Annotated in this window: 22 protein-coding genes and 1 riboswitch; of the genes, 17 read left to right on the top strand and 5 right to left on the bottom strand. The window is 71.1% G+C overall.

Annotation, left to right across the window (positions count from 1 at the left end; all coding sequences use genetic code 11):
* The first annotated feature begins 65 nt into the window (after positions 1-65).
* The 4 genes from rnc to CXQ97_RS00390 all read left to right on the top strand — a co-directional run bounded on the left by rnc (position 66) and on the right by CXQ97_RS00390 (position 3524).
* On the top strand, positions 66-824 hold the full coding sequence (gene rnc, locus CXQ97_RS00405) for a ribonuclease III (RefSeq protein WP_104178887.1): 759 nt from the start codon (positions 66-68) through the stop codon (positions 822-824).
* Entirely contained in the window at positions 825-1787 is a 963-nt protein-coding gene (mutM, locus tag CXQ97_RS00400; protein WP_104178886.1) for a bifunctional DNA-formamidopyrimidine glycosylase/DNA-(apurinic or apyrimidinic site) lyase, read from the top strand. It abuts the gene before it with no gap.
* A 105-nt stretch (positions 1788-1892) separates the two neighbouring features.
* A riboswitch (cyclic di-AMP (ydaO/yuaA leader) is annotated at positions 1893-2099 on the top strand.
* Positions 2100-2101: 2 nt separating this feature from the next.
* Positions 2102-2959, top strand: a complete 858-nt coding sequence (locus CXQ97_RS00395) for a C40 family peptidase (protein ID WP_104178885.1) — start codon at positions 2102-2104, stop codon at positions 2957-2959.
* Positions 2960-3107: 148 nt separating this feature from the next.
* Positions 3108-3524: a VOC family protein gene (locus tag CXQ97_RS00390; RefSeq protein WP_104178884.1), complete on the top strand. Its 417-nt coding sequence runs from the start codon at positions 3108-3110 to the stop codon at positions 3522-3524.
* Between the two features lie 30 nt (positions 3525-3554).
* Here the strand turns inward: CXQ97_RS00390 and CXQ97_RS00385 are convergent, their stop codons facing one another.
* From CXQ97_RS00385 to CXQ97_RS00375, 3 genes are read right to left on the bottom strand one after another with little or no spacing between them, the layout of a single operon-like run.
* On the bottom strand, positions 3555-4529 hold the full coding sequence (locus tag CXQ97_RS00385) for an NAD(P)-dependent oxidoreductase (protein WP_104178883.1): 975 nt from the start codon (positions 4527-4529) through the stop codon (positions 3555-3557).
* Positions 4526-7180: an alpha/beta fold hydrolase gene (locus tag CXQ97_RS00380; RefSeq protein WP_104178882.1), complete on the bottom strand. Its 2655-nt coding sequence runs from the start codon at positions 7178-7180 to the stop codon at positions 4526-4528. Before CXQ97_RS00380 ends, CXQ97_RS00385 begins: the two co-directional genes overlap by 4 nt.
* A complete protein-coding gene (locus tag CXQ97_RS00375) occupies positions 7174-8199 on the bottom strand; it encodes a 3-oxoacyl-ACP synthase III (protein WP_181034927.1) in 1026 nt (341 codons plus the stop codon). Before CXQ97_RS00375 ends, CXQ97_RS00380 begins: the two co-directional genes overlap by 7 nt.
* A gap of 277 nt (positions 8200-8476) precedes the next feature.
* Here CXQ97_RS00375 and smc point away from each other — a divergent pair, with 277 nt between their 5' ends.
* Entirely contained in the window at positions 8477-12097 is a 3621-nt protein-coding gene (gene smc / locus CXQ97_RS00370) for a chromosome segregation protein SMC (RefSeq protein ID WP_104178880.1), read from the top strand.
* On the opposite strand, the gene CXQ97_RS00365 is transcribed toward smc, so the two are convergent.
* On the bottom strand, positions 12094-13353 hold the full coding sequence (locus tag CXQ97_RS00365; protein ID WP_104178879.1) for an MFS transporter: 1260 nt from the start codon (positions 13351-13353) through the stop codon (positions 12094-12096). The genes smc and CXQ97_RS00365 overlap by 4 nt on opposite strands.
* 64 nt (positions 13354-13417) lie before the next feature.
* Between CXQ97_RS00365 and ftsY the strand changes: the two genes are divergently transcribed.
* The 3 genes from ftsY to CXQ97_RS00350 all read left to right on the top strand — a co-directional run bounded on the left by ftsY (position 13418) and on the right by CXQ97_RS00350 (position 16534).
* Entirely contained in the window at positions 13418-14611 is a 1194-nt protein-coding gene (gene ftsY / locus CXQ97_RS00360) for a signal recognition particle-docking protein FtsY (protein WP_104178878.1), read from the top strand.
* 256 nt (positions 14612-14867) lie between these two features.
* A complete protein-coding gene (locus tag CXQ97_RS00355) occupies positions 14868-16199 on the top strand; it encodes an ammonium transporter (protein ID WP_104178877.1) in 1332 nt (443 codons plus the stop codon).
* Positions 16196-16534 carry a P-II family nitrogen regulator gene (locus CXQ97_RS00350; protein ID WP_043445797.1) on the top strand — a complete coding sequence of 113 codons (339 nt, stop codon included), beginning with the start codon at positions 16196-16198 and terminating at the stop codon, positions 16532-16534. Before CXQ97_RS00355 ends, CXQ97_RS00350 begins: the two co-directional genes overlap by 4 nt.
* An 82-nt stretch (positions 16535-16616) precedes the next feature.
* Here CXQ97_RS00350 and CXQ97_RS00345 read toward each other — a convergent pair whose 3' ends face one another.
* Entirely contained in the window at positions 16617-18056 is a 1440-nt protein-coding gene (locus CXQ97_RS00345) for a glucose-6-phosphate dehydrogenase (RefSeq protein ID WP_258062104.1), read from the bottom strand.
* 177 nt (positions 18057-18233) lie between these two features.
* Between CXQ97_RS00345 and ffh the strand changes: the two genes are divergently transcribed.
* From ffh to lepB, 9 genes are all read left to right on the top strand, one after another.
* Positions 18234-19814, top strand: coding sequence for a signal recognition particle protein (ffh, locus tag CXQ97_RS00340; RefSeq protein ID WP_104178876.1), 1581 nt, complete (start codon positions 18234-18236; stop codon positions 19812-19814).
* A gap of 72 nt (positions 19815-19886) precedes the next feature.
* Positions 19887-20594: an alpha/beta fold hydrolase gene (locus CXQ97_RS00335; protein WP_104178875.1), complete on the top strand. Its 708-nt coding sequence runs from the start codon at positions 19887-19889 to the stop codon at positions 20592-20594.
* A 183-nt stretch (positions 20595-20777) separates the two neighbouring features.
* Positions 20778-21677, top strand: coding sequence for a VOC family protein (locus CXQ97_RS00330; RefSeq protein WP_104178874.1), 900 nt, complete (start codon positions 20778-20780; stop codon positions 21675-21677).
* 153 nt (positions 21678-21830) lie between these two features.
* Positions 21831-22235, top strand: coding sequence for a 30S ribosomal protein S16 (gene rpsP, locus CXQ97_RS00325; RefSeq protein WP_104178873.1), 405 nt, complete (start codon positions 21831-21833; stop codon positions 22233-22235).
* A gap of 1 nt (position 22236) precedes the next feature.
* Entirely contained in the window at positions 22237-22482 is a 246-nt protein-coding gene (locus CXQ97_RS00320; RefSeq protein ID WP_104050540.1) for an RNA-binding protein, read from the top strand.
* Between the two features lie 111 nt (positions 22483-22593).
* On the top strand, positions 22594-23160 hold the full coding sequence (gene rimM / locus CXQ97_RS00315; RefSeq protein ID WP_104178872.1) for a ribosome maturation factor RimM: 567 nt from the start codon (positions 22594-22596) through the stop codon (positions 23158-23160).
* Entirely contained in the window at positions 23160-23951 is a 792-nt protein-coding gene (trmD, locus tag CXQ97_RS00310; protein ID WP_104178871.1) for a tRNA (guanosine(37)-N1)-methyltransferase TrmD, read from the top strand. Before rimM ends, trmD begins: the two co-directional genes overlap by 1 nt.
* A gap of 215 nt (positions 23952-24166) precedes the next feature.
* On the top strand, positions 24167-24526 hold the full coding sequence (gene rplS / locus CXQ97_RS00305) for a 50S ribosomal protein L19 (RefSeq protein ID WP_104166690.1): 360 nt from the start codon (positions 24167-24169) through the stop codon (positions 24524-24526).
* An 8-nt stretch (positions 24527-24534) separates the two neighbouring features.
* Positions 24535-25224, top strand: coding sequence for a signal peptidase I (gene lepB / locus CXQ97_RS00300; protein ID WP_104178870.1), 690 nt, complete (start codon positions 24535-24537; stop codon positions 25222-25224).
* Positions 25225-25267 lie beyond the last annotated feature (43 nt).

Genomic DNA, 25267 nt, shown 5'->3' with positions numbered 1-25267 from the left:
CGGACCCCTCCCGCCGCGCTACGCACGGGCGGGTATCCGTCCGATGCTGATCAGCTGATGCGGTTGTGAAGAATACTGAAGAACTCACGGAGCGTCTCGGTGTCGATATCGACACCGGGACGCTTCGTCTTGCCCTGACACACCGGTCCTACGCCTACGAGAAGGGCGGGATCCCCACCAACGAGCGCCTCGAGTTCCTCGGTGACTCCGTGCTCGGCCTCTCCGTGACGGACGCCCTGTACCGGGACAACCCCGGCCTCTCCGAGGGGGAGCTCGCGAAGCGCCGTTCCGCCGTCGTCAGCACCAAGGCACTCGCGGGAGTGGCGCGCTCGCTCGACCTCGGCAGCTACGTCCTGCTGGGGCAGGGCGAGAAGCTGACGAACGGCCGGGACAAGGCGTCCATCCTCGCGGACACCATGGAAGCGGTGATCGGCGCGGCGTACCTCAGCCATGGCATCGAGACGGCGCGCGCCATGGTGATGCGGCTCATCGGGCCCCTCCTCCGCGATTCCGCGGTCCTCGGCGAGGGCACCGACTGGAAGACCCGCATCCAGGAGACGGCGGCGGGCCGGCGCCTCGGGCTCATCGACTACCAGGTCGAGGGGACCGGCCCCGACCACGCCCGCACCTTCACGGCACGCCTGCTGATCGGCGGGATCGAGTACGGCTCCGGGAACGGACCGTCGAAGAAGGAGGCCGAGCAGGCGGCAGCGGCCGTGTCCTGGACGCTGCTCGCCGACGGGGCCGCTTCCCCGACGCGGGCCGGCGACCCCGCCTCGGGCCCCGGGTCCAGCCCTGCCTCCGGCACCGTCGACGGATCCTGAGTGCCCGAACTCCCCGAGGTGGAGGTCGTCCGGCGGGGCCTTGCCCGCTGGGTGACAGGGCGTCGCGTCGAGGCCGTCGAGGTCTGCGACGCCAGGTCGGTCCGCCGGCACCTGAACGGGGTCGAGGACTTCGCGGGGAACGTCACCGGCTCGCGCGTGACCGACGTGGTGCGGCGGGGGAAGTTCCTCTGGATGGTCCTCGAGGACCCCGACGCCGCCGCCGGACCCCCGCACGTGGCACTGATGGCACATCTCGGGATGAGCGGGCAACTCCTGATCGAGGAGCCCGATGCGCCGACGGAGAAGCACCTCAAGGTGCGCCTGACGCTTTCCGCGGCTCTCGACGGCGACGGCGTGCCGTTGCCGTCCGAACTGCGCTTCGTGGATCAGCGGATCTTCGGCGGCATGTTCGTCGCCGACCTGGAGCCGACCGCCGACGGCCATCCGGGCGGGCAGGGGCAGGGTGGCCTGCCGCTCATCCCGCACCAGGCCGCCCACATCGCACGGGACCTCCTCGACCCCGCCTTCAGCCCCGATGCCTTCCACCGGCGGATCAGGGCGCGGAGGACCGGGCTCAAGCGTGCCCTGCTCGACCAGGGGCTCGTCTCCGGCATCGGCAACATCTACGCGGACGAAGCCCTGTGGGCCGCGAGGCTCCACTACGCCCGGCCCACGGACACGCTGCGCCGTCCGGACACCTCCCGCATCATCGAGTCGGCCGTGGGCGTCATGACCCGGGCCCTCGCCGCCGGAGGTACGAGCTTCGACGCCCTGTACGCCAACGTCAACGGCGCCTCCGGCTACTTCGCCCGGGACCTGGAGGCGTACGGGCGTGCCGGGCAGCCGTGCCGCCGCTGCGCCTCCGAGGGCCGCGAGACGCTGATCCGCCGGGAATCGTTCATGAACCGGTCCTCCTACCTGTGCCCGCACTGCCAGCCGAGACCTCGGAACGCGCGGCCGTAACCCTCCGGAACGGGACGTGATCTTCGCCTCGTGATCGAAACGTGACAATCGGGGGCCCACCGCGTACCGTTGAACCCGCGTCCGTTCCAGCACGGAGGGGCGCCCATCCTCTTTCTGCCGAACCCTGTCGATGAGGATGGACCGTTCGCACAAACCATTCGACAGGGGCGGGGGAACCAGTAGCGGACTCCTTGTGAGTCCTTGGGGTAAAGACACGCGTTGACCAGCTTGGGGGCGATGGTCGACAGGTATGTGTCCGGATGTCCCATCCGAACCCGACAGCTAACTTCGCAGGCATTGGGAAAGGCATCAGCATGTCCAAGAGCTCAAACGCGCGCCACCGGGCAGTCCCCACGCGCACCAACCCCTTCATCACGGCCTCCCGCGCCGTCACCGCGAGTGCGTCGGTAGCCGGTAAGCCCGCCGCGGTGGTCGTCACCGCTTCCGGCCTCCTGTTCGGCGCGGCCCTCCCGGCCAGCGCTGCAGGCGAGATCAGCGTCGACACCCAGTCTGCAGCGGTCAGCACTGCCGCCGCGGGAACCTACACCGTGCAGGCCGGCGACACGCTCGGCAGCATCGCCTCGTCCCACGGTGTCAGCCTCGAAGCCGTCTTCAGCGCCAACGGCTTCGGCTACGGCTCGGTCATCTACCCGGGCCAGTCGATCTCGCTCGGCGGTTCCGCAGCACCCCAGCAGTACTCCGTGCAGTCGGCGTCCATCGTCGCCGCTCCGGTCGCGGCCCCCGCTGCGGCTCCTGTCGCGGCTCCCGCCGTCTTCGCCGGCAACTCCACCGGCATCAGCACCCAGTCCGCGGCCTCGACCGCGCGGGTTCCCTCCGGACCGGTCGCGGGTATCGCGGCGACGGCGATGCAGGGCGTCGGCTCGGGCTACGTCTACGGCGGGACCGCCTTCGGCGCCTGGGACTGCTCCGGCTTCGTGCAGTGGGCCTACGCCCAGCAGGGCGTCAGCATCCCCCGCACCACCTGGGCCCAGTTCGCCTCCATGACGCCCACCAGCAACCCCCAGCCGGGTGACCTGGTGAGCCAGAACGGTGGCAGCCACGTCGGTATCTACCTCGGCGACGGCCAGATGGTCAGCGCCCTGAACCCCTCGCAGGGCACGCTGGTGCACTCGGTCGACGTCATGGCGGTCGACGGCTACTACACGCGCTAGTCGCGGTAGGCCACGGTCGGCCCGACCGGGCTGTCCGCAGGTCGCACGAACAACGTAGAGAAGGGCGGGATGCCGAGCATCCCGCCCTTCTCTGCGTCGTTCTCCGGGTGTACATTCCGGCGGGACACGCCTACCCGAAGGAGCACCGATGTTTCGAGGATTCGCCACCATCAGCTTCTACGCGGACGATCTCGCCGCAGCCCGCGCCTGGTACACGGACCTGCTGGGGATTGAACCGTACTACGCCTTCCCGCAGCCGCCCGAACCTCCCGCCTACCTCGAGTTCCGGGTGGGTGACGACGAGGACGAGCTCGGGTTCATCGACCGGAGGTACGCGCCGTCCGGTGCGTCGAACACCCCGGGCGGAGCGGTGATGTTCTGGCACGTGGACGATCTGGCCGCCACGCTGGACCGGCTGCTCGGCATGGGCGCCACCGTGTACGAGCCCGTCACGGAGCGGGGGACCGGCGGGTTCAGGACGGCGTCTGTCGTGGACCCGTTCGGCAACGTGCTCGGCCTGATGAACAATCCTCACTACCTCGAGGTCCAGGCCCGGCGGGCGTGACCCTGCGACCCCGGCGGGACACGGGGACGACTAGGCCCGGTGCGAGTAATGGCGGGCGAGCCGCTCGAAGCCCTCGTCGATACCGACGGACGGCTCCCAGTCGAGGACCGTGCGCGTGCGCCGCTGGTCGAACCAGTGCGCCGTCGAGAGCTGCTCGGCGAGGAAGCGCGTCATGGGAGGTTCCTGGGTGCGGCCCGAGGCGAGCCAGGCCCGCTCGATGAGCGCTCCCGCGCCGCGTGCGACGGCACCCGGCACCGACCACGCGGGTGGCTCCACCCCTCCGGCGCGGCAGATCCCCGCGAGCAGCTCCGCGATGGGCCGCGGTTCGCCGTTGGTGATGACGAGGGCCTGCCCCTGGGCCGCGTCGATGCGGCGCAGGCAGGCCGCGATCGCGGACGCCGCGTTGTCGACGTAGGTCGTGTCGATGAGGGCGGTCCCGCCGTCGAGCAGCGGCAGGCGGCCGCGGCGTGCGCGGTCCATCACCCGCTCGACGAGCTGCGTGTCACCCGGCCCCCACACGATGTGCGGCCGGACCGCCGCGACGCGGAACGCCGGGGTCGAGCGGGCGAGCGCCAGCAGTTCCGCCGCCGCCTTCGTCCGCGCGTAGTCACCGCGCGCGTGCCCGGGCTCGGCGGGCCCGGCGGGAGCGCCGACGAGGGACGTCCCGTCATGGGCGACCGATGGTGAGGAGACGTGCACGACGTCGGTCACGCCGGCCTCCTGTGCCGCATCGAGGAGGCGCCTCGTGCCGCCGACGTTGATGCTGTCGAACTCGGCGGCGGCTCCCGTGAAGGAGACCTTCGCGGCCAGGTGGATCACCGCGGCGCACCCGCGCACCGCTGCGGCGACGGCGGCCTGGTCCTCGACCGACCCGAGGACGTCCTGCGCCCCGGCGACGCCGGACGGGCGTCGCTGGAAACACCGCACGTCGCGGCCCTCGGCGACCAGGTGCTGCGCGACGGCGCGCCCGAGCATGCCGCTCGCGCCCGTCACGAGGACCGTCACAGCGAGCCCGTCCGCCCACCGGACAGGAAGCGGCCACTCCACGCGGCGACGCGCGCACGATCGATCTTCGCGTTGTGCCGGACATCCACGGGCAGCGTCGGGACGGTGATCACGGCAGCGAGGTCGACACCGCGCGCCCGTGCGGCGGTCCGCGCGGCCGCGGCCAGCGAGGACCCGGCGAGGCGCGGGCGGCGTCCTGCCTCCTCCGTCTCGAGCACCGCGACGACGGCCTGCGTCCCTGCGGGACCCACGCCCACGACCGCGGCGAGCCGCACCCCGTCGACCGTCTCCAGGGCCTGCTCGAGTCCGACGGGGGTCAGCACACCGGCGGCGGACGTGACGACGTGGCCCAGTCTGCCCTCGACCCAGAGTCGGCCCTCGGCGTCGAAGTGGCCGACGTCCCCCGTGCGGTGCCAGGGCAGGGTGCGCGCTGCGTCCTGCTGTGTCCTCCACAGCCTGAAGTAGCGGTCCTTCACGTGCGGGGCGTCGACGAGGATCTCGCCCGTGACGCCGGGCGTCGTCCCGGGTTCGCCGGTGGCCGCGCCGGTGCCGTCGAGCGGGCTCACCGCCACGTGCGTCCCGTGCACGGGCAGGCCGACGCAGACGCCGTTCCCGGCGCCCTGCGCGCCCGACGCCGCTGCGGCACGGATGCCGTCGAGGTCGATGTCCGCGACGAGGAGGGACTCCGTCATGCCGTAGGGCGTGTGGAGGGTGGCGGCCGGGACCAGGTCCTGTACGGCTTCGAGGAGCGGGACGGGGATGGGTGCGCCGGCCGAGAGCATGAGGGTGATCCGGGCGAGGGCGCGCTTCCCGGTGCTGCCGAGGCCGGACGACGTCGCCAGGACGTTGCGCAGTGCCGCGGGGGAGGCGAACACGACGGTCGCGCCGATGGCGTCGGCGGCGTCGGCCAGGGCCCGCGCCGTCAGGGTACGCGGTGCCGTCACGTCCATGGCCGGCGTGACCGACGTGGCTCCGAGTGCGGGCCCGAGCAGGGCGAAGGGGGCGAATCCCGCGACGAGCGCCGCACCGGGTCCCAGTCCCAGGGTCCGCTCGACGGCGTCGCGCATCGCGGAGAGCTGCCGGTGCGTGTACACCACGCCCTTGGCGGGCCCCGTGGATCCGGAGGTGAACAGGATCGCCGCGTCCGACTCCGCGTCGGGATTCGGGGAGTCCGTCCCCGGCCGGGCGGCGCGGAGGTCGTTCAGGGACGCCTCCACGCGCAGCGCCTTCCGTCTCGCCGCCGACAGGGGCGCGGAGCTGATGCGGCGGCCGGGCCATCCGAAGGCGCGGGCGGCGAGGAGGGCGCGTTCGACGCCGATGACGACGTCGGGGGCGGATCCCCTGACCGCACGGCTCAGGCCGCGGGCACCGAGTCCGGCGTCCGCGACGACGATCACCGCGCCGATCCGCAGGCAGGCGTAGATGAGGACGGTGAGGTCGACGCCGGGCGGGACGAGGAGGCTGACCCGGCTGCCGGGACCGTATCCGAGCGCGGTCAGGCCCGCGGCGACGGCGGCGACGTCGTCATCGAGTTCCCGCCAGGACAGCGTGCGCGGCGGACCCGCGGCGCTCATCTCGGCGACGGCCGTCGTCGATCCCTCCGGACCGTTCGCGAGCTCGCCGATCCGTCGACCGAGCGGCACGTAGGGAGCTGCTGTCCGGGACGGGCCGTTCCCGGCCGGTGCACCTGCGCCGACGGAACGGGCGGCGAGCCAGTCCATGGCGGTCGACGCCGCGGCGGCGTCCTCCTGCACGAGGTGGCCCGCCGATTCGAAGCGGTGGATGTCGGCGTGCGGCAGCCGGACGGCGAGGTCCTCGAGGTAGGTGTCGGAGAAGATCGGGTCGTGCGGTCCCCACATCATGAGCACGGGCACGTCGAGGCTGCGGATGCCCTCCGCCGTCGCGGTGAGGGCCGCGTAGCTGGGGTGGGAGGGCTCGGCCGGGATGTCGGAGACGAAGTTGGCGATGCCCTGGCGGTCCGCCGGGGAACGGTGCGGCGCGCGGAAGGCGTGGCGGACGTCCCGGTCCAGTCCGGGCCGGGCGAGGGCGAGCGTGACGTCCAGGAAGGCGCTCGTGGTCCGGGTGCCGAGCCCGTGCACTCCCGGTGCCAGGGCGAGCCGCAGGGGAGCGGGGATCGGACGCGCCGGGTCCTGGTGGATCGCCGTGTTGGTCAGGATGACCCCGGCCAGGTCGTCGCGGTTGCGGTCGGCGTAGCCGAGACTGACGACGCCGCCCCAGTCGTGGCCGACCGTGACGACGGGACCGGTGATGCCGACGGCGGCGACGAAGTCCTCGAGGTCGGTGATGCGGTGGGCCAGGCGGCGGAACACGCCGGTGCGGTCGGAGTAGCCCATGTCCAGCTGGTCCACGGCGATCACGCGCCAGCCGGCCTCACGTCCGGCTGCCAGGAAGCTCCGCCACAGGTACGACCAGGTGGGATTCCCGTGGACGCAGAGCAGCGTGCCCCGGACGGACGGCTCCCCGCCCGGGGTGTCGTAGGACCCGCCTCCTGGCCTGTCGACCGGGCCGATGTCGGAGCCGTTGTCCAGGTAGTGCCAGCGATGCGTGCTCCCGGGGGCGTCCGCACCACTGGTCGAGGGCACGTCGATGTACGCCGACCACGAGGGATCGACGCCGGGGAGTGCTACCACGCAATCTCCATCATCGAGGTGTTCAGGCCCGAGCCGACGCCGAGGCAGAGCACGCGGTCCCCGGGGGCCAGTGACTGCGACTCCTGGGCGAGGGTCATCGGCAGGGACGCCGGCCCCACGTTGCCCCAGTGCGGGAAGGTGATGGGTACGCGTTCGCGCTCGAGATCCACGGCCTTGATGATGGCGTTGGTGTAGGAGTTGGAGACCTGGTGCGTGACGTACCGGTCCATCGCGTCCCATGCCCAGCCGTCGGCCTGCGCCTCGTGCCAGGCGGTGACCACGAGCTCCAGGCCGCCGTCGAGCAGTCCCTTCGTGTCCGTGTACATGCCGTCGATGCCGCCCACGCACAGTTCGTGATGCTGCGTCCCGGCGCGGGACACCCCGCCGAGGATGCGATGGGAGCCTGGATGCAGGTCGGCGGGGCCGATGACCGCCGCGGCGGCACCGGAGCCGAGGGTCAGGGTCGCGAACTCCGCCAGGAAGTCCTCGCGCGTCGAGTCCTCACGGTTGAGGCGGCGGAACGTGGCCTCCTGCGTGCGCTGTGCGTCCTCGCCGGCCACGATGAGGGCGTACTTGATCTGCCCGGAATCGATCATGTTCGCGGCCAGGGTCATGCCGTTGACGAAGCCGAGGCACGCGTTCGCGAGGTCGAAGTTCATGGCCGACGAGGGGAGTCCCAGCGAGTGGTGGATCTTCACGGCGACGGACGGCTCGAGGTTGCGCCGGGTCACCGAGGTGTTGATGAGCAGGCCCACGTCGCCCGGCTCGATGCCGGCCTCCGCCATCGCCTTCGCCCCGGCCTCGATGGCGGCGTCGTCGAAATCGGACCCGGGGGACCACCAGCGCCGCTCCGTGACGCCTGCCACGCGTTCGAGGAGCCGCTTGGAGAGGCGGAGCCTCTTCAGGCTGGGGGCGAGCCGTTCGTCGAACTCTGCGGAACTGACGACTACCGGCGCCTCCACACTCGTGACGGCGAGCAAGGCCGTGTTGTCATGTCGGAACGTCGCGTTACCGGTCAAATTTCCTGCCTCGTCCATGTGTCAGCGCCGGTGGATGGCCGTGGTGGATCCACGGATGGATCGGCCTGGACGCTCTGAAAACTGCTGAATCTTTGGTAAGCCTACTTCGTAATGCAGCGGCCGGTCACGTCGAATTCAGCGGCGCGTGCGGCGTTGCCGCCCGATGCGCCGCTCTGCGCCGCTCCGACGCCGGCCCCGCAGCGGGTGCGATACCCGGCGAAGTCGGTGGGTTCCAGTAGATTAGGGAGGTCCTACACCACCTGGAGATCCTGACACCGTGCATCTGAAGAGTCTAACCGTGCGAGGGTTCAAGTCTTTCGCCTCGGCGACCACCTTCGACTTCGAGCCCGGCGTCACCGCCGTGGTGGGACCGAACGGCTCCGGCAAATCGAACGTGGTGGACGCGCTCGCCTGGGTGATGGGGGAGCAGGGGGCCAAGACCCTCCGCGGCGGGAGGATGGAGGACGTCATCTTCGCCGGCACGACCGGTCCCTCCGGCAGGGCGGCGCTGGGCCGCGCCCACGTGTCCCTGACCATCGACAACAGCGACGGCGCCCTTCCGATCGAGTACACCGAGGTCACCATCAGCCGCACCCTCTTCAGGGCGGGTGGCTCGGAGTACGCGATCAACGGCAGGAGCTGCAGGCTCCTCGACATCCAGGAGCTGCTCTCCGACTCCGGCCTGGGGCGGGAGATGCACGTCATCGTGGGCCAGGGCCAGCTCGACAAGGTGCTGCACGCCACGCCCGAGGACCGCCGGGGGTTCATCGAGGAGGCCGCCGGGATCCTGAAGCACCGGCGCCGCCGGGAGAAGACGGTCCGGAAGCTCGACGCCATGCAGGCCAACCTGGCACGGCTCTCCGACCTCACGGCCGAGCTGCGGCGACAGCTGACGCCCCTCGGGAAGCAGGCGGAGGTGGCACGCCGTGCGCAGCAGGTGCAGTTCGCGGCCCGGGACGCGCGGTCGCGGCTGCTCGCGGACGAACTCGTCACCCTGCGGGCCGGCTTCGACCGGGACACGGCCGCCGAGGCCGCGCTGCAGGCGCGCCGCGAAGAGGTCGAGACGGAGCTCGGCGCGGCCCAGGGACGCCAGGCGCAGCTCGAGCAGGCCGCAGCGGCGTCCGTTCCCGCCCTCAACAGCGCCCGGGAGACCTGGTACTCGCTGTCCAGCGCCCGGGAGAACCTCGCCGCGCTCGCCGCCCGCGCCGAGGACCGGGGGCATCTCCTCGGCCAGGGCGGCACCGGACCGGACCCGGGGCGCGATCCCGACCACCTCGACCGGCAGGCCGCGCGCGTGCGCGCCGAGGTCACGGGACTGCAGGACGAGGTCGTGTCGCTCACGCACGCCCTCGAGGAGACCCTCGCCGTCCGCCGTGCCGCGGAGGAGGCCTCGGCGGCCGAGGATGCGCGGCTCGCGCGCCTGCTCCGGGCCGCCGCGGACCGCCGGGAGGGCGACGCGCGGCTCGCGGGCACCGTCGGAGCCGCGCGGTCCCGCGTCGAGTCCGTCGTCGCCGAACTCGGGCGCCTCCGTGCGTCGATCACCGCGGCCGAGGAACGACGCCGGACCGCCGAGCGCGACTTCGCGGCCCTCGAGAGCCAGGTCGCGGGAGCCGAGGAGGGGGAGGAGGGACTCGACGCCGAGTACGAGGCCGCCTCCGCCGCCCTCGAAGCGGCCACCGGGGAACGTGCCGCACTCGCCGAGGAGGAGCGCGGCGCCGACCGCGCCCGTGGGGCCCTCGCCGCCCGCCTCGAGGCGCAGCGTGAGGGCCTGCAGCAGCGCGACGGCTCGGGTGTGCTCCTCGCGGCAGGGCTCGACGGCGTGTTCCCGCTCGCCCAGCTCCTCCAGGTGACGCCCGGTTTCGAGAAGGCGGTCGCCGCGGCCCTGGCGCACTCCGCCGACGCCGTGACCGTCCCCAGCGTTCCGGCGGCGGTGCGGGCGCTGGAGCTCGTCAAGCAGGACGACGCCGGCCAGGTGTCCCTCGTCGTAGCCCCCGGCGCGCAGGAGACCGACCGGGCGGCCGCGCCGGGGTCGCAGGTGCCGGGAGCGCACGACGACGCGCCGGTCACCGCGCTCTCCGTGGTGTCCGTACCGCCCGCCCTGCGCGCCGCCGTCGAGGACCTCCTGGCGGGCATCGTCGTCGTCGCGGACCTCGACCAGGCCGCAGCCGTGGTGGAGCAGGGGAGCGCGGGGGCGGCCGTCACGCGGGAGGGTGACGTCCTGTCCCGGCACATCGTCCGCGGGGGTACGCCCGGTGCGGCGGGATACCTCGAGCTGCGTGCCGCAGCCGAGCAGACCGAGGCGCACCTCGCCGCCGCCGTCGCCGCGACCGAGCGCCTCCGGTTCCGGCTGTCGGCAGCGGAGGCGCGCCTCCAGGTCGCCCGGCAGCGTACGGAGGCGGCGCTCGAGCGCCTGCACGAGTCCGATGCCCGGATGGCGGCCGTTGCCGAAAGACTGGGCCGGCTGAACGCGGGCCTCCGCTCGGCCTCCGGCGAGGCCGAGCGCCTCGCTGCCCTGGAGCGCGCCGCCGAGGCGAACCTCGTGCAGGAGGAGTCGAAGCTGCAGGAGGCCGCCCTGCGCCTGAAGGACCTGCAGGACCAGCCGATCGAGGCCGAGCCGTCCACCGGACAGCGGGACGCCCTGCAGCGTGCCGCCGCCGATGCGCGGCAGTCCGAACTCGAGGCGCGGCTGGCGCTCCGCAGCAGGGAGGAACAGCTCTCCGCGCTCGCGAACCGGGCGGCATCCCTCGAGCGAGCCGCCCAGGCCGAGCGCCGCGCACGGGAGCAGGCCGCCGAGAAGGCGAGGATCCGCGCGGCGCAGGCCCGGAAGGCCGTGGCCGTCGCCACGGCGGCACGCCGGGCCGAACGGGCTGCGGCCGGCTCGATGGCCGCCGCGGCCGAGTACCGCGATGCGGCAGAGCGCAGGCGCGACGAGCAGGACAGCGAGTTGCAGGCGGTGCGACGGTCGACCGCCGACCTCGCCGTCGAACTCGCGCGGCTGACCGATTCCGTGCACCGCGACGAACTCGCCCGCGCCCAGCAGGGGGCCCGGATCGAAGCCCTGGAGAACCGCTCCATCGAGGAACTGGGCCTGACGCCGGACCACCTCGTCGGCGAGTTCGGCCCGCACCTCCCCGTACCCGCCGACTCGGCATCGGAGGACAAGTGGGCCGCCCTGAGGGCCCCCGTCGACGACGACGGCAACCCCGTGCCCCAAGGTGTTCCGTTCGTGCGCGAGCAGCAGGAGAAGAGGCTCAGGAGGGCCGAACGCGACCTCGCGGCCCTCGGCAGGGTGAACCCGCTGGCGCTCGAGGAGTTCGCGGCCCTCGAGGAGCGGCACCAGTTCCTCAGCACGCAGCTCGCGGACCTCAAAGCCACGCGGAAGGACCTCCTGGACATCATCCGGGACGTGGACGAACGCGTGGAGCAGGTGTTCACCGCCGCGTACCGCGACACCGCCGAGCAGTTCGAGCGCGTCTTCGCGACCCTCTTCCCGGGCGGCGAGGGCAGGCTCGTCCTGACCGATCCCTCGGACATGCTCACCACCGGGATCGAGGTCGAGGCGCGGCCCGCGGGCAAGAAGATCAAGCGCCTGTCGCTGCTCTCCGGAGGGGAGCGGTCGCTGACGGCCGTGGCCCTCCTCGTGGCGATCTTCAAGGCACGCCCCTCGCCGTTCTACGTCATGGACGAGGTCGAGGCCGCCCTCGACGACACGAACCTGGGCCGCCTCATCACGATCTTCCGGGAACTCCGCGAGTCGAGCCAGCTCATCATCATCACCCACCAGAAACGCACCATGGAGGTCGCCGACGCCCTGTACGGCGTCACGATGCGCGGCGACGGCGTGTCCACCGTGATCAGCCAGCGGCTGACGGCCGACGTGGAGCCGGCCGCCCGCTAGGGTGCGGTGGTCCGGGCCTGCGCGGGCAGGGTCTCCCGCGAGCCGAGCCACACCGCGGCGGCGGCGACGGCGAGGGCGCCCGTCACCGCGAAGGCCAGGTCGTAGGAACCCACCCAGAGCCGGTCGATGATGACCCCGGCCACCAGGGGACCGAAGATCGCACCCAGGTCGGAGCTCATCTGGAAGCCCGCCAGGACCTTCCCGCCGCTGCGTCCGTTGCCGATGACGTCCGCGACGGCGGCCTGCTGGGCCGGGTTCAGCAGCCCGGTCCCCACGCCGCCGACGACGCAGACGGCGAGGAACACCGCGACGTTGCCCGAGAAGCCGAGCGCGGCCATCGCCGCCCCGTTGACCAGGAGGCCCGTGATCACGAGGGGTCTCCTGCCGACGGTGTCGGCGAGGCGCCCGGAGACCGTCAGAGCGAGCGCCGTCCCGGCCGCGAAGAACGCCAGCGAAATGCCGGCGATCTGCGGTCCGGCGCCCAGCACCGCGGTGGCGAAGAGCGGCACGAGGGCCATGCGGATACCGAAGGAGGACCACCCGTTGGCGAAGCTCGACACGAGTGCCGCACGGTACGCGGAGTCCTTCACCGCCTCGCGGACGGTCAGGGGAACCGACTCGCGGGCCGCCTGCCGGTCCGCGAGCGAGGTGTTCTTGAGCTGGAAGAAGACGACGGCGGACGCGACCAGGAGAGCCCCTGCATAGACGAGGAACGGCACGCGCAGCCCCAGCCCGGCGAGCAGCCCGCCGAGGATGGGCCCGCCGATACTGCCGAGCAGGAACGCCGTCGCATACGCACCGGAGACGCGGCCGCGGATCGACGGCGGCGCGAGCCGCACGATCAGCCCCATGGCCGACACCGTGAACATCGTGGAGCCGATGCCGCCGAGACCCCGGAACACGAGGAGCTGCCAGTAGTCGCCGGCGAAGGCGCAGGCCGCGGTGGACAGCGCGACGATCAGCAGGCCGATGATGTAGACGGGGCGCTCGCCGAGCTTCTCCACGAGCCATCCGCCCGCCGGCGCGAACAGCAGGCGGGTGAGCGCGAACGCACTGACGATCACCGAGGCCGCCGTCACCCCCACGTCGAAGCTGCGGGCGAACTGCGGGAGGATCGGGGCCACCAGGCCGAACCCGATGGCGATGACGAACGCCGCCGCGATCAGCACCCTGATCTCGCGGGGGATGCGCTCGCGCTCCGCCCGGCCCGAGGGTGTCCTGGAGAAGGGGATGCGCGCGCGAGGAAGTCCGGCCATGGTCCCCGAATTCTGTCACCCGGCGGGCGAGATGCTCAATCGGCCCGTATGAGAAGGTGGATCGGTGAACGACATCCTCCTGCCTGTCATCTTCGTCATCCTCGCGCTCGCCGTGATCGGGTCGGTCGCCGCCCTCCTCGTCCGCGGCCGCCGCACCCCACCCGGGCTGTACTCCTCACCGCGGGATCCCGATGACCAGGGGGCGGGCGGCGCCCACGGGGCGACGTCCACCGACGTCCTGGACCGTCCGGACGGCCTTCCCACCACAGTGCTCGTCCCCGACGACCTCAGCGGGCTGGACGACGCACCCGCCCTGCCCCTGCTCGACACCGTCGACCCCGTGCAGGGCAGGCTCGCCCGCCTCCGCGCCCGTCTCGTGCGGTCCAACAACGCCCTCGGCAAGGGGCTGCTCGCCCTGCTGTCCCGGGACAGGATCGACGAGGACGTCTGGGACGAGGTGGAGGAGACACTCCTCCTCGCCGACCTCGGCACGGAGCCGACCCTGGAACTCGTCGACGCCCTGCGCGAGCGCGTGAAGGTGGCGGGCAGCCGGAACCCCGCCGAGGTCAAGGACATGCTCCGGGACGAACTCATCAAGCTGGTCGACCCGTCGATGGACCGTTCCCTGGCGACGCACCGCCACGCCGACCGTCCGGCCATCGTCATGGTGGTCGGCGTCAACGGTGTCGGCAAGACGACGACGGTCGGCAAGCTCGCCCGCGTGCTGGTGGCCGACGACAAGGACGTCATCCTGGGTGCGGCGGACACCTTCCGTGCTGCCGCCGCCGAGCAGCTGGCCACCTGGGGTGCCCGCGTCGGCGTGCCGACGGTGAAGTCCGACGTCGACGGCGCCGACCCCGCGTCTGTCGCCTTCGAAGCCGTGAAGGCCGGCATCGAGCAGGAGGTCGACGTCGTGCTGATCGACACCGCGGGACGCCTGCAGAACAAGGTGGGGCTCATGGACGAGCTCGGCAAGGTCAAGCGCGTGATCGAGAAGCAGGGCACGGTGGACGAGGTCCTCCTGGTGCTGGATGCGACGACCGGGCAGAACGGGCTCTCGCAGGCCCGGGTGTTCGCCGAGGTCGTGAACATCACCGGGATCGTGCTCACCAAGCTGGACGGGACGGCGAAGGGCGGCATCGTCGTGGCCATCCAGCGCAGCCTCGGGGTGCCGGTGAAGCTGATCGGTCTCGGCGAGGGCGCGGACGATCTCGCCCCGTTCGACGCCGAGGGGTTCGTCGACGCCCTGCTCAACTAGGTCCGGGCGGGTCCGGCCTCGACGCCGTCCCGGCAGAGCCGCCGACCCGGACGACGGCCCCGACGACGGCCTGACAGCTGCCGGCCCGACGGGCATCCGGGCAGCGAAACCTGCGCGAAACATCGACGTCACGTGCCTTTTACGCCGGTGAGAGTTCTGTAACCTGCGCGCAACGCGACACCCAGCAGCCGGAAATACGTCCATCGCATTCTGGAGGAGCGGGAAGTTCCCGCCCACTTCGGAAGGACCGCGTTCGATGGATCTGACAGCAGGTCACGTCTGGGTGATGATCTCAGCCGCCCTCGTACTACTCATGACCCCCGGCCTAGCCTTCTTCTACGGCGGTATGACCCGCGCCAAGGCCGCCCTCAACATGATGATGATGAGTTTCATCGCCGTCGGCCTCGTAGGGATCGTCTGGGTCCTCTGGGGCTACTCCATGACGGGCGGCGACGGCGTCGCGCAGCTCTTCGGCAACCCGTTCACCTCCTTCGGCCTGACGAACCTCATCGGCACCGAGGACCTCATCGGGGCCGGCTACGGCGCCACCTTCGCGATCATCACCGTGGCGCTGATCAGCGGTGCGATCGCCGACCGCGCCAAGTTCGGCGCCTGGACGCTCTTCGTCCCCATCTGGGTCACCGCCGTGTACTGCCCGCTCGCCTTCATGGTGTGGGGTGGCGGGCTCCTGAGCGCGGACGGCGCAGTGGGCGGCGCCGTCGGTGAGGCCATCGACTTCGCGGGCGGCACCGTCGTGCACATCAGCGCCGGCGTCGCAGCGCTCGTCCTCGCCCTGATCCTCGGCAAGCGCCAGGGCTTCGGCAAGGACCCCGCGCAGCGGCCGCACAACATCCCGTTCGTGATGCTCGGGGCCGCCCTCCTGTGGTTCGGGTGGTTCGGGTTCAACGGCGGCGCGGCGGGATCGGCCGAGGAGGCCGGCCTCATCTGGATCAACACCATGGCCGCACCCGCTGCCGCGATGGTCGGCTGGCTCGTGACGGAACGCATCCGTGACGGACGGCCGACGTCGCTCGGCGCCGCGTCGGGCATCGTGGCCGGCCTCGTGGCCATCACGCCGGCCTGCGCCAATGTCAGCCCCGTGGGCGCCGTGGGACTCGGCATCGTCTCGGGGGCGCTCTGCGCCCTCGCCGTCGGCATCAAGTACCGCCTCGGCTTCGACGACTCGCTCGACGTCGTCGCCGTCCACCTAGTCGCGGGGATCATCGGCACGCTGTCCCTCGGGTTCATCATGATGCCGGTCGACGGTGAGGGCGGCGGACTGTTCTACGGCGCCGGCCCGAGCCAGCTCGTCGCGCAGGTCGTCGCGGCAGCCATCGCGATCGCCCTGTCCGCGGTCATGACCGCGATCATCGGCCTCGCCATCCACAAGACCATCGGCTTCCGCATCAGCCCTGACAACGAGGTGTCCGGCGTCGACCTCTCGGAGCACGCCGAGACCGCCTACGAGTTCGGCGGGCTCGGGGTCGGAGGATCGTTCCACCCCTTCGCCGACCAGATGTTCGGGCAGCAGAAGTCCGCACAGCCACAGACCACCCAGCAGAACGTCACGGAGGGCATACATTCATGAAACTGGTGACAGCGATCGTCCGACCAGACAAGCTCGACGGCGTCCGGGGAGCCCTGGAGAACTACGGCGTCCAGGGCCTCACGGTCAGCCAGGCCAGCGGCTACGGCCGCCAGCGCGGCCACACCGAGGTCTACCGCGGCGCGGAGTACACCGTCGACCTCCTGCAGAAGGCGCGCGTCGAGGTGCTCGTCGCGGACGCCTGGGTCACCGACATCGTCGATGTCCTGGTGTCCACCGCCAACACCGGCCGCGCGGGCGACGGCAAGGTATGGGTCATCCCGGTCGAGGAGGCCGTCCGCGTCCGCACCGGCGAGCGGGGAGAAGCGGCCCTCTAGGGTTCGGACAGCAGGGCGCCGGCACCCCGGTGCAGCAAGGAAGGGCCGCCGGATGGCGGCCCTTCCTTCGTACGGGGGCGGGTCAGGCCCGGCCGTGCGACGACGGCCACGCCTCGGGGCCCACCGATCCCGCCACGTACTCCTCGAGGGGTACGCGGTCCTGCGACCACGCCGTGAGGACGGGTTCCACGATCCGCCAGCAGTCCTCCGCGGTGTCGCCGCGGACGGACAGGGTCGGATCGCCCGCGAGCACGCCGTCGAGCACCTCGCCGTAGGGCAGCAGGTCCGACTCGTTGAGGTCGGCGCTGAGGGTGGCACGGTCGAGCGCGAAGATGTCGCCGGGACCGTTCACGTCCAGTTCGAGCTGCAGCGTGTCCGGGCCGAACCCGATGCGCAGCTTCGTCGGCGCGTCCTGGCCGGTGAACCCGACGGGGAGGTGGCTGACAGGCCGGAACGTGATGACGGCCTCCTTGCGCTTGGCGCCGAGCGCCTTGCCCGAGCGGAGGACGAACGGGACGCCGGACCAGCGCTCGTTGTTGATGGACACGGTGACCTCTGCGAGCGTCTCGGTGCCCTTGGCGCTGTCGACGCCGGGCTCGGCGGTGTAGTCGACGATCTGCCGCTCGCCGATCGTGCCCGCTACGTACCGCGCGCGCCGGCTGCTGCCCGGGGCGTCCAGGTCCACGGAGCTCGCCCGGAGGACGGACCCGATGTGGTCGCGCAGGTCCCGCTCGTGCAGGGTAGAGGGCGCATTGAGGGCCAGCAGCGCCATCACGTGGAGCAGGTGGCTCTGGATCATGTCGCGGAGGGCGCCCGCGCCGTCGTAGTAGCGTGCCCGGTTCTCGAGCGCGAGGTCCTCGTCGAAGATGACCTCCACCTTCTCGATGTGGAGGTTGTTCCACACCGGTTCCAGGATGCGGTTGGCGAACCGCAGGCCGAGGATGTTGAAGACCGTCGCCTTGCCGAGGAAATGGTCCACCCGGTGGATGTTCTGCTCGGGGACCAGCCTGGAGAGCTTCCCGTTGAGGCGGTGCGCGCTGGCCTGGTCCGTACCGAACGGCTTCTCCATCACGAGGCGTGTGCTCTTCGGCAGGGAGTCCGGGCCCAGGGCGCTGCAGGCCTTCTGGCTGACGGCCGGCGGCAGCGCGAAGTAGATCGCGACCGGGCCCTCGAGCGTCGCGACGAGCGCGGCGAGGCCGCTCTGGGTGACGTCGATGAAGTGGTAGGAACTGGTGTCGCGTACCTGCTCGAGCGCCGCGCGACCGCGGTCGTCCGCCTTCTCCAGCGCGGCCGCGAAGGCCACGTCCACGCGCTCACGCCACTGCTCGTCCGACCAGTCGTCGGATCCGGCTCCGACGAGCTGCAGGCCGTCGGCCCGGCCGAGGCGGATCAGCCGCGCGAGCCCCGGCAGCAGGAGCCGGCCCGTCAGATCGCCCGAGGCGCCCAGGATCAGCAGCGTCTTCACGCGCGTCTCGGCCTCGGCGGGAATGGTGTCGTGTTCTGCGAGAGAGGAAGTATCCACCTCCTCACCTTGCCACTTATCCCCGTGGGTGTCCCGCCCCCGCGGATGCACGCACGGTTGCGCCGGGGTCGTCCCTACCGCCCGGCGGGAGCGCGCCTGGTCAACCTTCCCGCACCCCCAGTTGGTACCCTAGGGAGTTGAGTCTCTCTACTTCCCGATGAAAGAAGTGCACGGCACGTGTTCAATACACTCTCCGACCGGCTGACTGCGACCTTCAAGAATCTCCGCGGCAAGGGCCGCCTCACCGAGGCGGACATCGACGCGACCGTCCGCGAGATCAGGCGCGCCCTGCTCGACGCCGACGTCGCGGTCCCCGTGGTGCGTGCCTTCACGGCCGCCGTCAAGGAACGCGCCCTCGGCCTCGAGGTCTCCCAGGCCCTGAACCCGGGCCAGCAGGTCGTCAAGATCGTCAACGAGGAACTCGTCGGGATCCTCGGCGGCGAGACGCGCCGCCTGCGGCTCGCGAAGAACCCGCCGACCGTGATCATGCTCGCGGGCCTGCAGGGCGCGGGCAAGACCACGCTCGCCGGCAAGCTGTCCAAGTGGCTCAAGGGCCAGGGCCACAGCCCGCTGCTCGTCGCCTGCGACCTCCAGCGCCCGAACGCCGTCCGGCAGCTCCAGGTCAACGGCGAACGCGCGGGAGTGCCCGTGTACGCCCCGCACCCCGGCGTCAGCTCGGAGTTCGAGTCCGCGACCGGCGATCCGGTCGCCGTCGCCCGCCAGGGTATCGCCGAGGCGCGCGCCCGCCTGCACGACGTCGTCATCGTGGACACCGCCGGCCGCCTGGGCGTCGACGCCGAACTGATGCAGCAGGCCGCGGACATCCGCGCCGCGATCAACCCGGACGAGGTGCTGTTCGTCATCGACGCGATGATCGGCCAGGACGCCGTCAACACCGCGCTCGCCTTCAACGAGGGCGTCGATTTCACCGGCGTCGTCCTCACCAAGCTTGACGGCGACGCCCGGGGCGGTGCGGCCCTCTCGGTCGCGTCCGTGACGGGCAAGCCGGTCATGTTCGCCTCCACGGGTGAGGGACTGAACGACTTCGAACTGTTCCACCCCGACCGGATGGCCTCGCGCATCCTCGACATGGGCGACATCCTCACCCTGATCGAGCAGGCCGAGCAGTCCTGGGACAAGGACGAGGCAGCCCGGATGGCGAAGAAGTTCGCCGACCAGGAGGACTTCACCCTCGACGACTTCCTCGCCCAGATGCAGCAGATCCGCAACATGGGCTCCATGAAGAAGATGCTCATGATGATGCCGGGTGCCGCCAACATGCGCGAGCAGCTGGAGAACTTCGACGAGCGGGAGATCGACCGCGTCGAGGCCATCGTCCGCTCGATGACTCCGCACGAGCGCCTGGCACCGAAGATCATCAACGGATCCCGCCGGGCGAGGATCGCCCGTGGTTCCGGCGTGCACGTCTCCGAGGTCAACGGCCTGCTCGAGCGCTTCGGCCAGGCCCAGAAGATGATGAGGAAGATGGCCTCGGGCGGCGGCATCCCGGGGATGCCCGGGATGGCCGGGCCCGGAGGTTTCGGCGGTCCCCGCAAGAAGGCCGTCGCGGCGAAGGGCAAGAAGAAGCCCCGCTCGGGCAACCCGGCGAAGGCCGCGCAGGAGCTGCAGGAAGCGGAGGCGCGTCGCGCGGCCGCCCGCACGGCAGCTCCCACCGGTGCTGCCTTCGGCGGCCAGGCGGACTTCGATCCGTCGGCGATGAACCTCCCCAAGGGCTTCGACAAGTTCCTCGGCAAGTAGCGTTCCGGTGCTCCGGATGACGGTCGGGACCTGCGGGACCTGCGGGACCTGCGGGACCGCGGGTAGGAGACGATGACCCTCGAGCGCGCGGTGTTCGTCCACGGCAGCGGGGCCTTCGGCGCTGCCGCCTGGCCCCGCCAGCACGGCCTGTCCCTGGACTACGACTGCCTGTACGTGCGCCGGCACGGCTTCTCCGCCTCGGACGAGCCGCTCCCGACGGACCACGGCCGCGACCAGGCCATCCTCGCGGAAGCCCTCGGGCGAGGGGGGCACGTCGTCGCCCACTCCCAGGGAGCCGTCTCCGCTATGATGCTCGCCGTCGAGCGTCCCGACCTCGTGCGCACGCTCACGCTGATCGAACCCGCCTGCCTGTCCCTGACCTCGGACCTCCCGGCGACGGCGGCGCACATCGGTGTGATGGCGCCCCTGTTCGCGGAGCGTGCCGACATGTCCGACGACGACTTCCTGCAGGCTTTCGTCCGCCGCGCCTTCGATGCCGAGGCGCGTGTGCCCTCCACCGACGACGCGCGGCGTGATGCCGCCCGCCTCCGGCTCCAGAGCCCACCCTGGGAGGCGCCCCTGACGATCGTGCCCGGCGTGCCCACGCTCGTCCTTACGGGTGGGTGGGAACCGCTGTACGAGGAGGTGGCCGAGTACCTCGCGGGCACCGGCGCCATCCACCGCATCGCGCCGGGCGGTCACCGGCCGCACGACACCACCGAGGGCGCGGCACTGATCCGCGCGTTCCTGGCGGCAGCCCGTCTCGACGTCGCGGCCTGATCGCCCGCGGGCAGGAGCGTCCCCGGATGTTCCCGCCCCTCGTCGGGCCGCCGCGCCGGGTGCCCATCCCCGCGGGGGCGTTCCACCGCGTCCGGACCGGCGCCGCGGCTCTGGCCTCCGGGAATAAGTTGAAGCTTCAACAAGTTGTATCGGATGTCCTACTTCCGCACTCCGAGGAGCAACATGTCCGCGCAGGATCTCCTACCCGCCGATACCGCCATGGGGCCGCTGATGCTGAAGGTCGGCGATCTGGCGCTCATGTCCACCTACTACGCCACCGCGCTCGGTCTCGAGGTGCTCGACGACGGAGAGGGCGCGGTCGTCCTCGGGCGGCGGGGGAGCGCGGTGGTCCGCCTCGAGGAAGCAGGACAGCTCCGTCTCCCTCCCCGCGGAGAAGCGGGCCTGTTCCACACCGCCCTCCTCTTCGCCGATCGTGCGGATCTCGCCGCTGCCGTCGCGTCGGCCGCACGGCACCCCCGGAGCGCCTACGTGGGCAGTGCGGACCACCTGGTCAGCGAGGCGTTCTACTTCAGCGACCCCGAGGGCAATGGCATCGAGCTGTACTTCGACCGCCCGCGCGAGTCCTGGGCCTGGACGGAGGACGGACGCGGCAACCGCGAGGTGACGATGGACAGCCTGCCCCTGCCGCCGCGCGAGTACATCGGCCGGCACCTCACCGAGGCTGCGGTGTCCTCCGCGGCGTCGAGGAGCGCGACGGTGGGGCACGTGCACCTGCAGGTGGGCGACGTGGACACGGCCCGGCGCTTCTACGTCGACGTGCTGGGCTTCGAGCGCACCGCGGGCTGGCACGACCAGGCCCTCTTCGTCTCGGCCGGCGGGTACCACCACCACATGGCGATGAACGTCTGGAACAGCAGGGGCGCCGGACCGCGGAAGGACACCCTCGGCCTGGGCGAGGTCCTCATCCGCGTACCGTCCGCCGACGAGGTCGCCGCCCTCGCGGACCGGCTCGCCTCCGCGGGCATCGAGAACCACCACACGGGGGCCGAACTGCGCTTCGAGGACCCCTGGCGGAACCGCCTGCGGGTCGCCGTCGAGCACGTGGCCGGCGGAATCGCCTAAAGTACGGCCATCTGGCACAATGGATTCGTACTCGATCCGTACAGCCCCTCTCTCTGTGCGCGAATCGTGTCCTCTGAACCCTCCGAATGGCCCGCCCCACGGGAGCAGGACGACGGGTTCGCCCCTTTTCATTTACAAGGAGTGACCACACAAGTGGCCGTAAAGATTCGCCTCAAGCGCATGGGCAAGATCCGCGCACCGTTCTACCGTGTCGTCGTCATGGATGCACGCTCCAAGCGTGACGGCCGTGCCCTCGAAGAGATCGGCAAGTACAACCCCACCGAGGAGCCCTCGTTCATCGAGATCAACTCCGAGCGTGCCCAGTACTGGCTCGGAGTCGGCGCCCAGCCGACCGAGCAGGTCTCCGTCCTGCTTAAGATCACGGGTGACTGGCAGAAGTTCAAGGGACTCAAGGGCCAGGAAGGCACCCTGAGGACCAAGGCGCCCAAGGAGTCGTTCGTGGTGCCCGAGAAGGGTTCCGTCATCGTCCCCGAGGCGATCACGCCGAAGGCGAAGAAGAACGACGACGCCGCCACGGAAGCGACCGAGGCGGAGTAGGTTGCTGGCCGAAGCTCTGGAGCACCTCGTACGCGGCATCGTCGACAACCCGGACGATGTCCGGGTCTCCGCGAAGAACAACCGCCGCGGCGAGACGCTCGAGGTGCGCGTGCACCAGGAGGACCTCGGCCGCGTGATCGGCCGTCAGGGGCGTACCGCCCGCGCGCTGCGCACCGTGGTGGCCGCCCTCGCGAACGGCGAGCCGGTGCGCGTCGACGTCGTCGACACCGACCGCCGCCGGGGCTGACCCCTCCCAGAGCTCGGCACGACCCCGATCGGCCCCATCACCAGGACATGGTGGTGGGGCCGATCTCATGTACCACCTGTAGCACCACCGACAGACAGCAGGAGCACCACCATGGATGTACTCGTAGCGCGGATCGGCAAGCCCCACGGCATCCGGGGCGAGGTCACCGTCCAGCTCTTCACGGACGCCCCCGAGGACAGGTTCGAGGCCGGCGAGACCTTCCGCGTGGAGGATGCGACGGTCACCGAGCTGACCGTGGTCCGGGCGCGGTGGAACAAGGACATCCTGATCGTCGGCTTCGAGCAGATCGCCGATCGCAACCAGGCGGAGACGCTGCGCGGTGCCCAGCTCTTCATCGACACGGACGAGGCCCACGACGAGGACGATGCCTGGTACGAGCACGAGCTCGTGGGCCTCGATGCCCGGGTGGACGGCGTGAGCGTGGGCAAGGTGACGGGCCTGCGGACGATGGCGGTCCAGGACCTCCTGGTGGTCGAGCTCGCCGACGGGCACGAGGCGCTCGTACCGTTCGTGGGCGAGATCGTGCCGGAGGTCGACCCGGAGGCGGGCTTCGTGGCCATCGTGCCGCCGGCCGGACTGTTCGACCTCAACACCCCCGGCTCCAACCAGGCACCCGACGACGGCGACGACGTCGCCCCCGGCGAGGCCCGCGACTAGTGCGCATCGACGTCGTCTCCATCTTCCCGGAGTACCTCGCCGCACTCGACCTGTCGCTGATCGGCAAGGCGCGGCAGGACGGCGTGCTCGACGTGCGCGTCCACGACCTCCGCTCCTTCACCACCGACCGGCACCGGACGGTGGACGACACCCCCTACGGCGGCGGGGCCGGCATGGTGATGAAGGCCGAGCCCTGGGCCCAGGCACTCGAAGCCGTGCTGGCCGAGGCGCCTGCGGCGCCGCGGCGGCCCACGCTCGTCGTCCCGTCGCCCGCCGGGGCGGTCTTCGACCAGGCCATGGCCCACGAGTTCGCGGACCTGGACCACCTCGTCTTCGCCTGCGGCCGGTACGAGGGCATCGACGAGCGCGCGATCGACTGGGCGCGTGCCGGGTTCGACGTGCGGCCCGTATCCCTCGGCGACTACGTGCTCAACGGTGGGGAAGTGGCGGTCCTGGCCATGGTCGAGGCCGTGGGCAGGCTCATCCCCGGCGTCGTCGGCAACCCGGAGTCGCTCGTCGAGGAGTCCCACGCCGACGGCCTGCTCGAATACCCGGTGTACACCAAGCCGTCGTCGTGGCGGGACCGGGACGTCCCCGAGGTGCTGCTCAGTGGCAACCACGCGAGGATCGCGCAATGGCGGCGGCTCGAGCAGTTCCACCGCACGGCCGACCGGAGGCCGGACCTGCTCGCGGCCGTGGACACCACGGCCCTGACCAAGGCCGAACTCAAGGCGCTGCGCGAGGCAGGATTCGACGTCGTCGACGGCAGGCTCACGCGGACGACGCATTAGCGGATCGCCGCATGGCTGTGGAATAATCGGGAATCGTGTCCACTGGGCCGGACCCTGCCACAGGGGGTGTCCGGCCAACAGTTCGCACACCCCGGCCACCGATTTTCCGGATCGGCCGGGAAACCTCTTTCGGCGGCATTGCCTAGGCCCTGGGTCCTGTCCTCGACCGCCGTGACCAACGTGAGTGACCTGTGGCGTTCACCAGGAGAATCAGCATGCATATCCTCGACTCCGTCGACGCCGGATCGTTCCGCGACAACGTCCCGGACTTCCGCGCCGGCGACACCGTCAACGTCCACGTCAACATCATCGAAGGCAAGAACACCCGTGTTCAGATCTTCAAGGGCTTCGTCGTCGGCCGCCAGGGCGACGGCATCCGCGAGACCTTCACGGTCCGCAAGGTGAGCTTCGGTGTCGGCGTGGAGCGTACGTTCCCCGTCCACAGCCCGGTCCTCGACCGGATCGAAGTCGTCTCCAAGGGTGACGTGCGCCGCGCGAAGCTGTACTACATGCGCGAACTGCGCGGCAAGGCAGCCAAGATCAAGGAAAAGCGCGACCCCAAGACGGTCAAGTAACCCCTCTGGTGCATTCCACCCCCGCTTCCCGGTCACCGGTCGGAGAGCACCCGAAACGCCGGCCCCATCGTGTGGGCTGGCGTTTCGTGTTCTCCGCCGTCGTCGTCGCAGCCCTCATCAGTGGACTCGTCCGCGGTTTCCTCGTCGACGTGTACTTCATCCCCTCGGCGTCCATGGAGCCGCTGCTCGTCGAAGGCGACCGGGTGCTCGTCACCAAACTGGACGACACGCCGGGTACGGTGCGTCGCGGCGACGTCGTCGTCTTCGACGGCCGCGGCTCGTTCGACCCCATCACGGATCCCCGCAGTGTCCCCGAGCGTGTCGTGGCGGCCGCGGGCCAGTGGCTCGGACTCACCGGCAGCGACACCGTGTACGTCAAGCGCGTGATCGGCGTCGGCGGCGACCGCGTGACCTGCTGCTCGGCCGACGGACGCCTGAGCGTCAACGGGACGACGACCGACGAGCCGTACGTCCACGCGGGTGACGTACCGAGCGAGGACCGATTCGACGTCGTCGTCCCCGACGGGCGCGTGTGGCTCCTCGGGGACCACCGCTCGGCGTCCATGGATTCCCGGTCGCTGCTCGGCGCGCCGGGCGGAGGGCTCATCGCCGAGGATCGGATCATCGGGCGGGCCTTTCAGCTAGTCTGGCCACTTGACCGGTTCGCTCCGATCGACCGGCCCGCGACGGCGTCCTAGCGGTACGGACGCCCAGCAGGACCGCACCCGGCGGTTGGCCACC

Source organism: Arthrobacter sp. B0490, from assembly GCF_002929355.1.
Classification (GTDB): domain Bacteria; phylum Actinomycetota; class Actinomycetes; order Actinomycetales; family Micrococcaceae; genus Arthrobacter_D.
The sequence above is the reverse complement of the archived record's forward strand: the minus strand, read 5'-3'. Positions and strand labels throughout refer to the sequence as shown.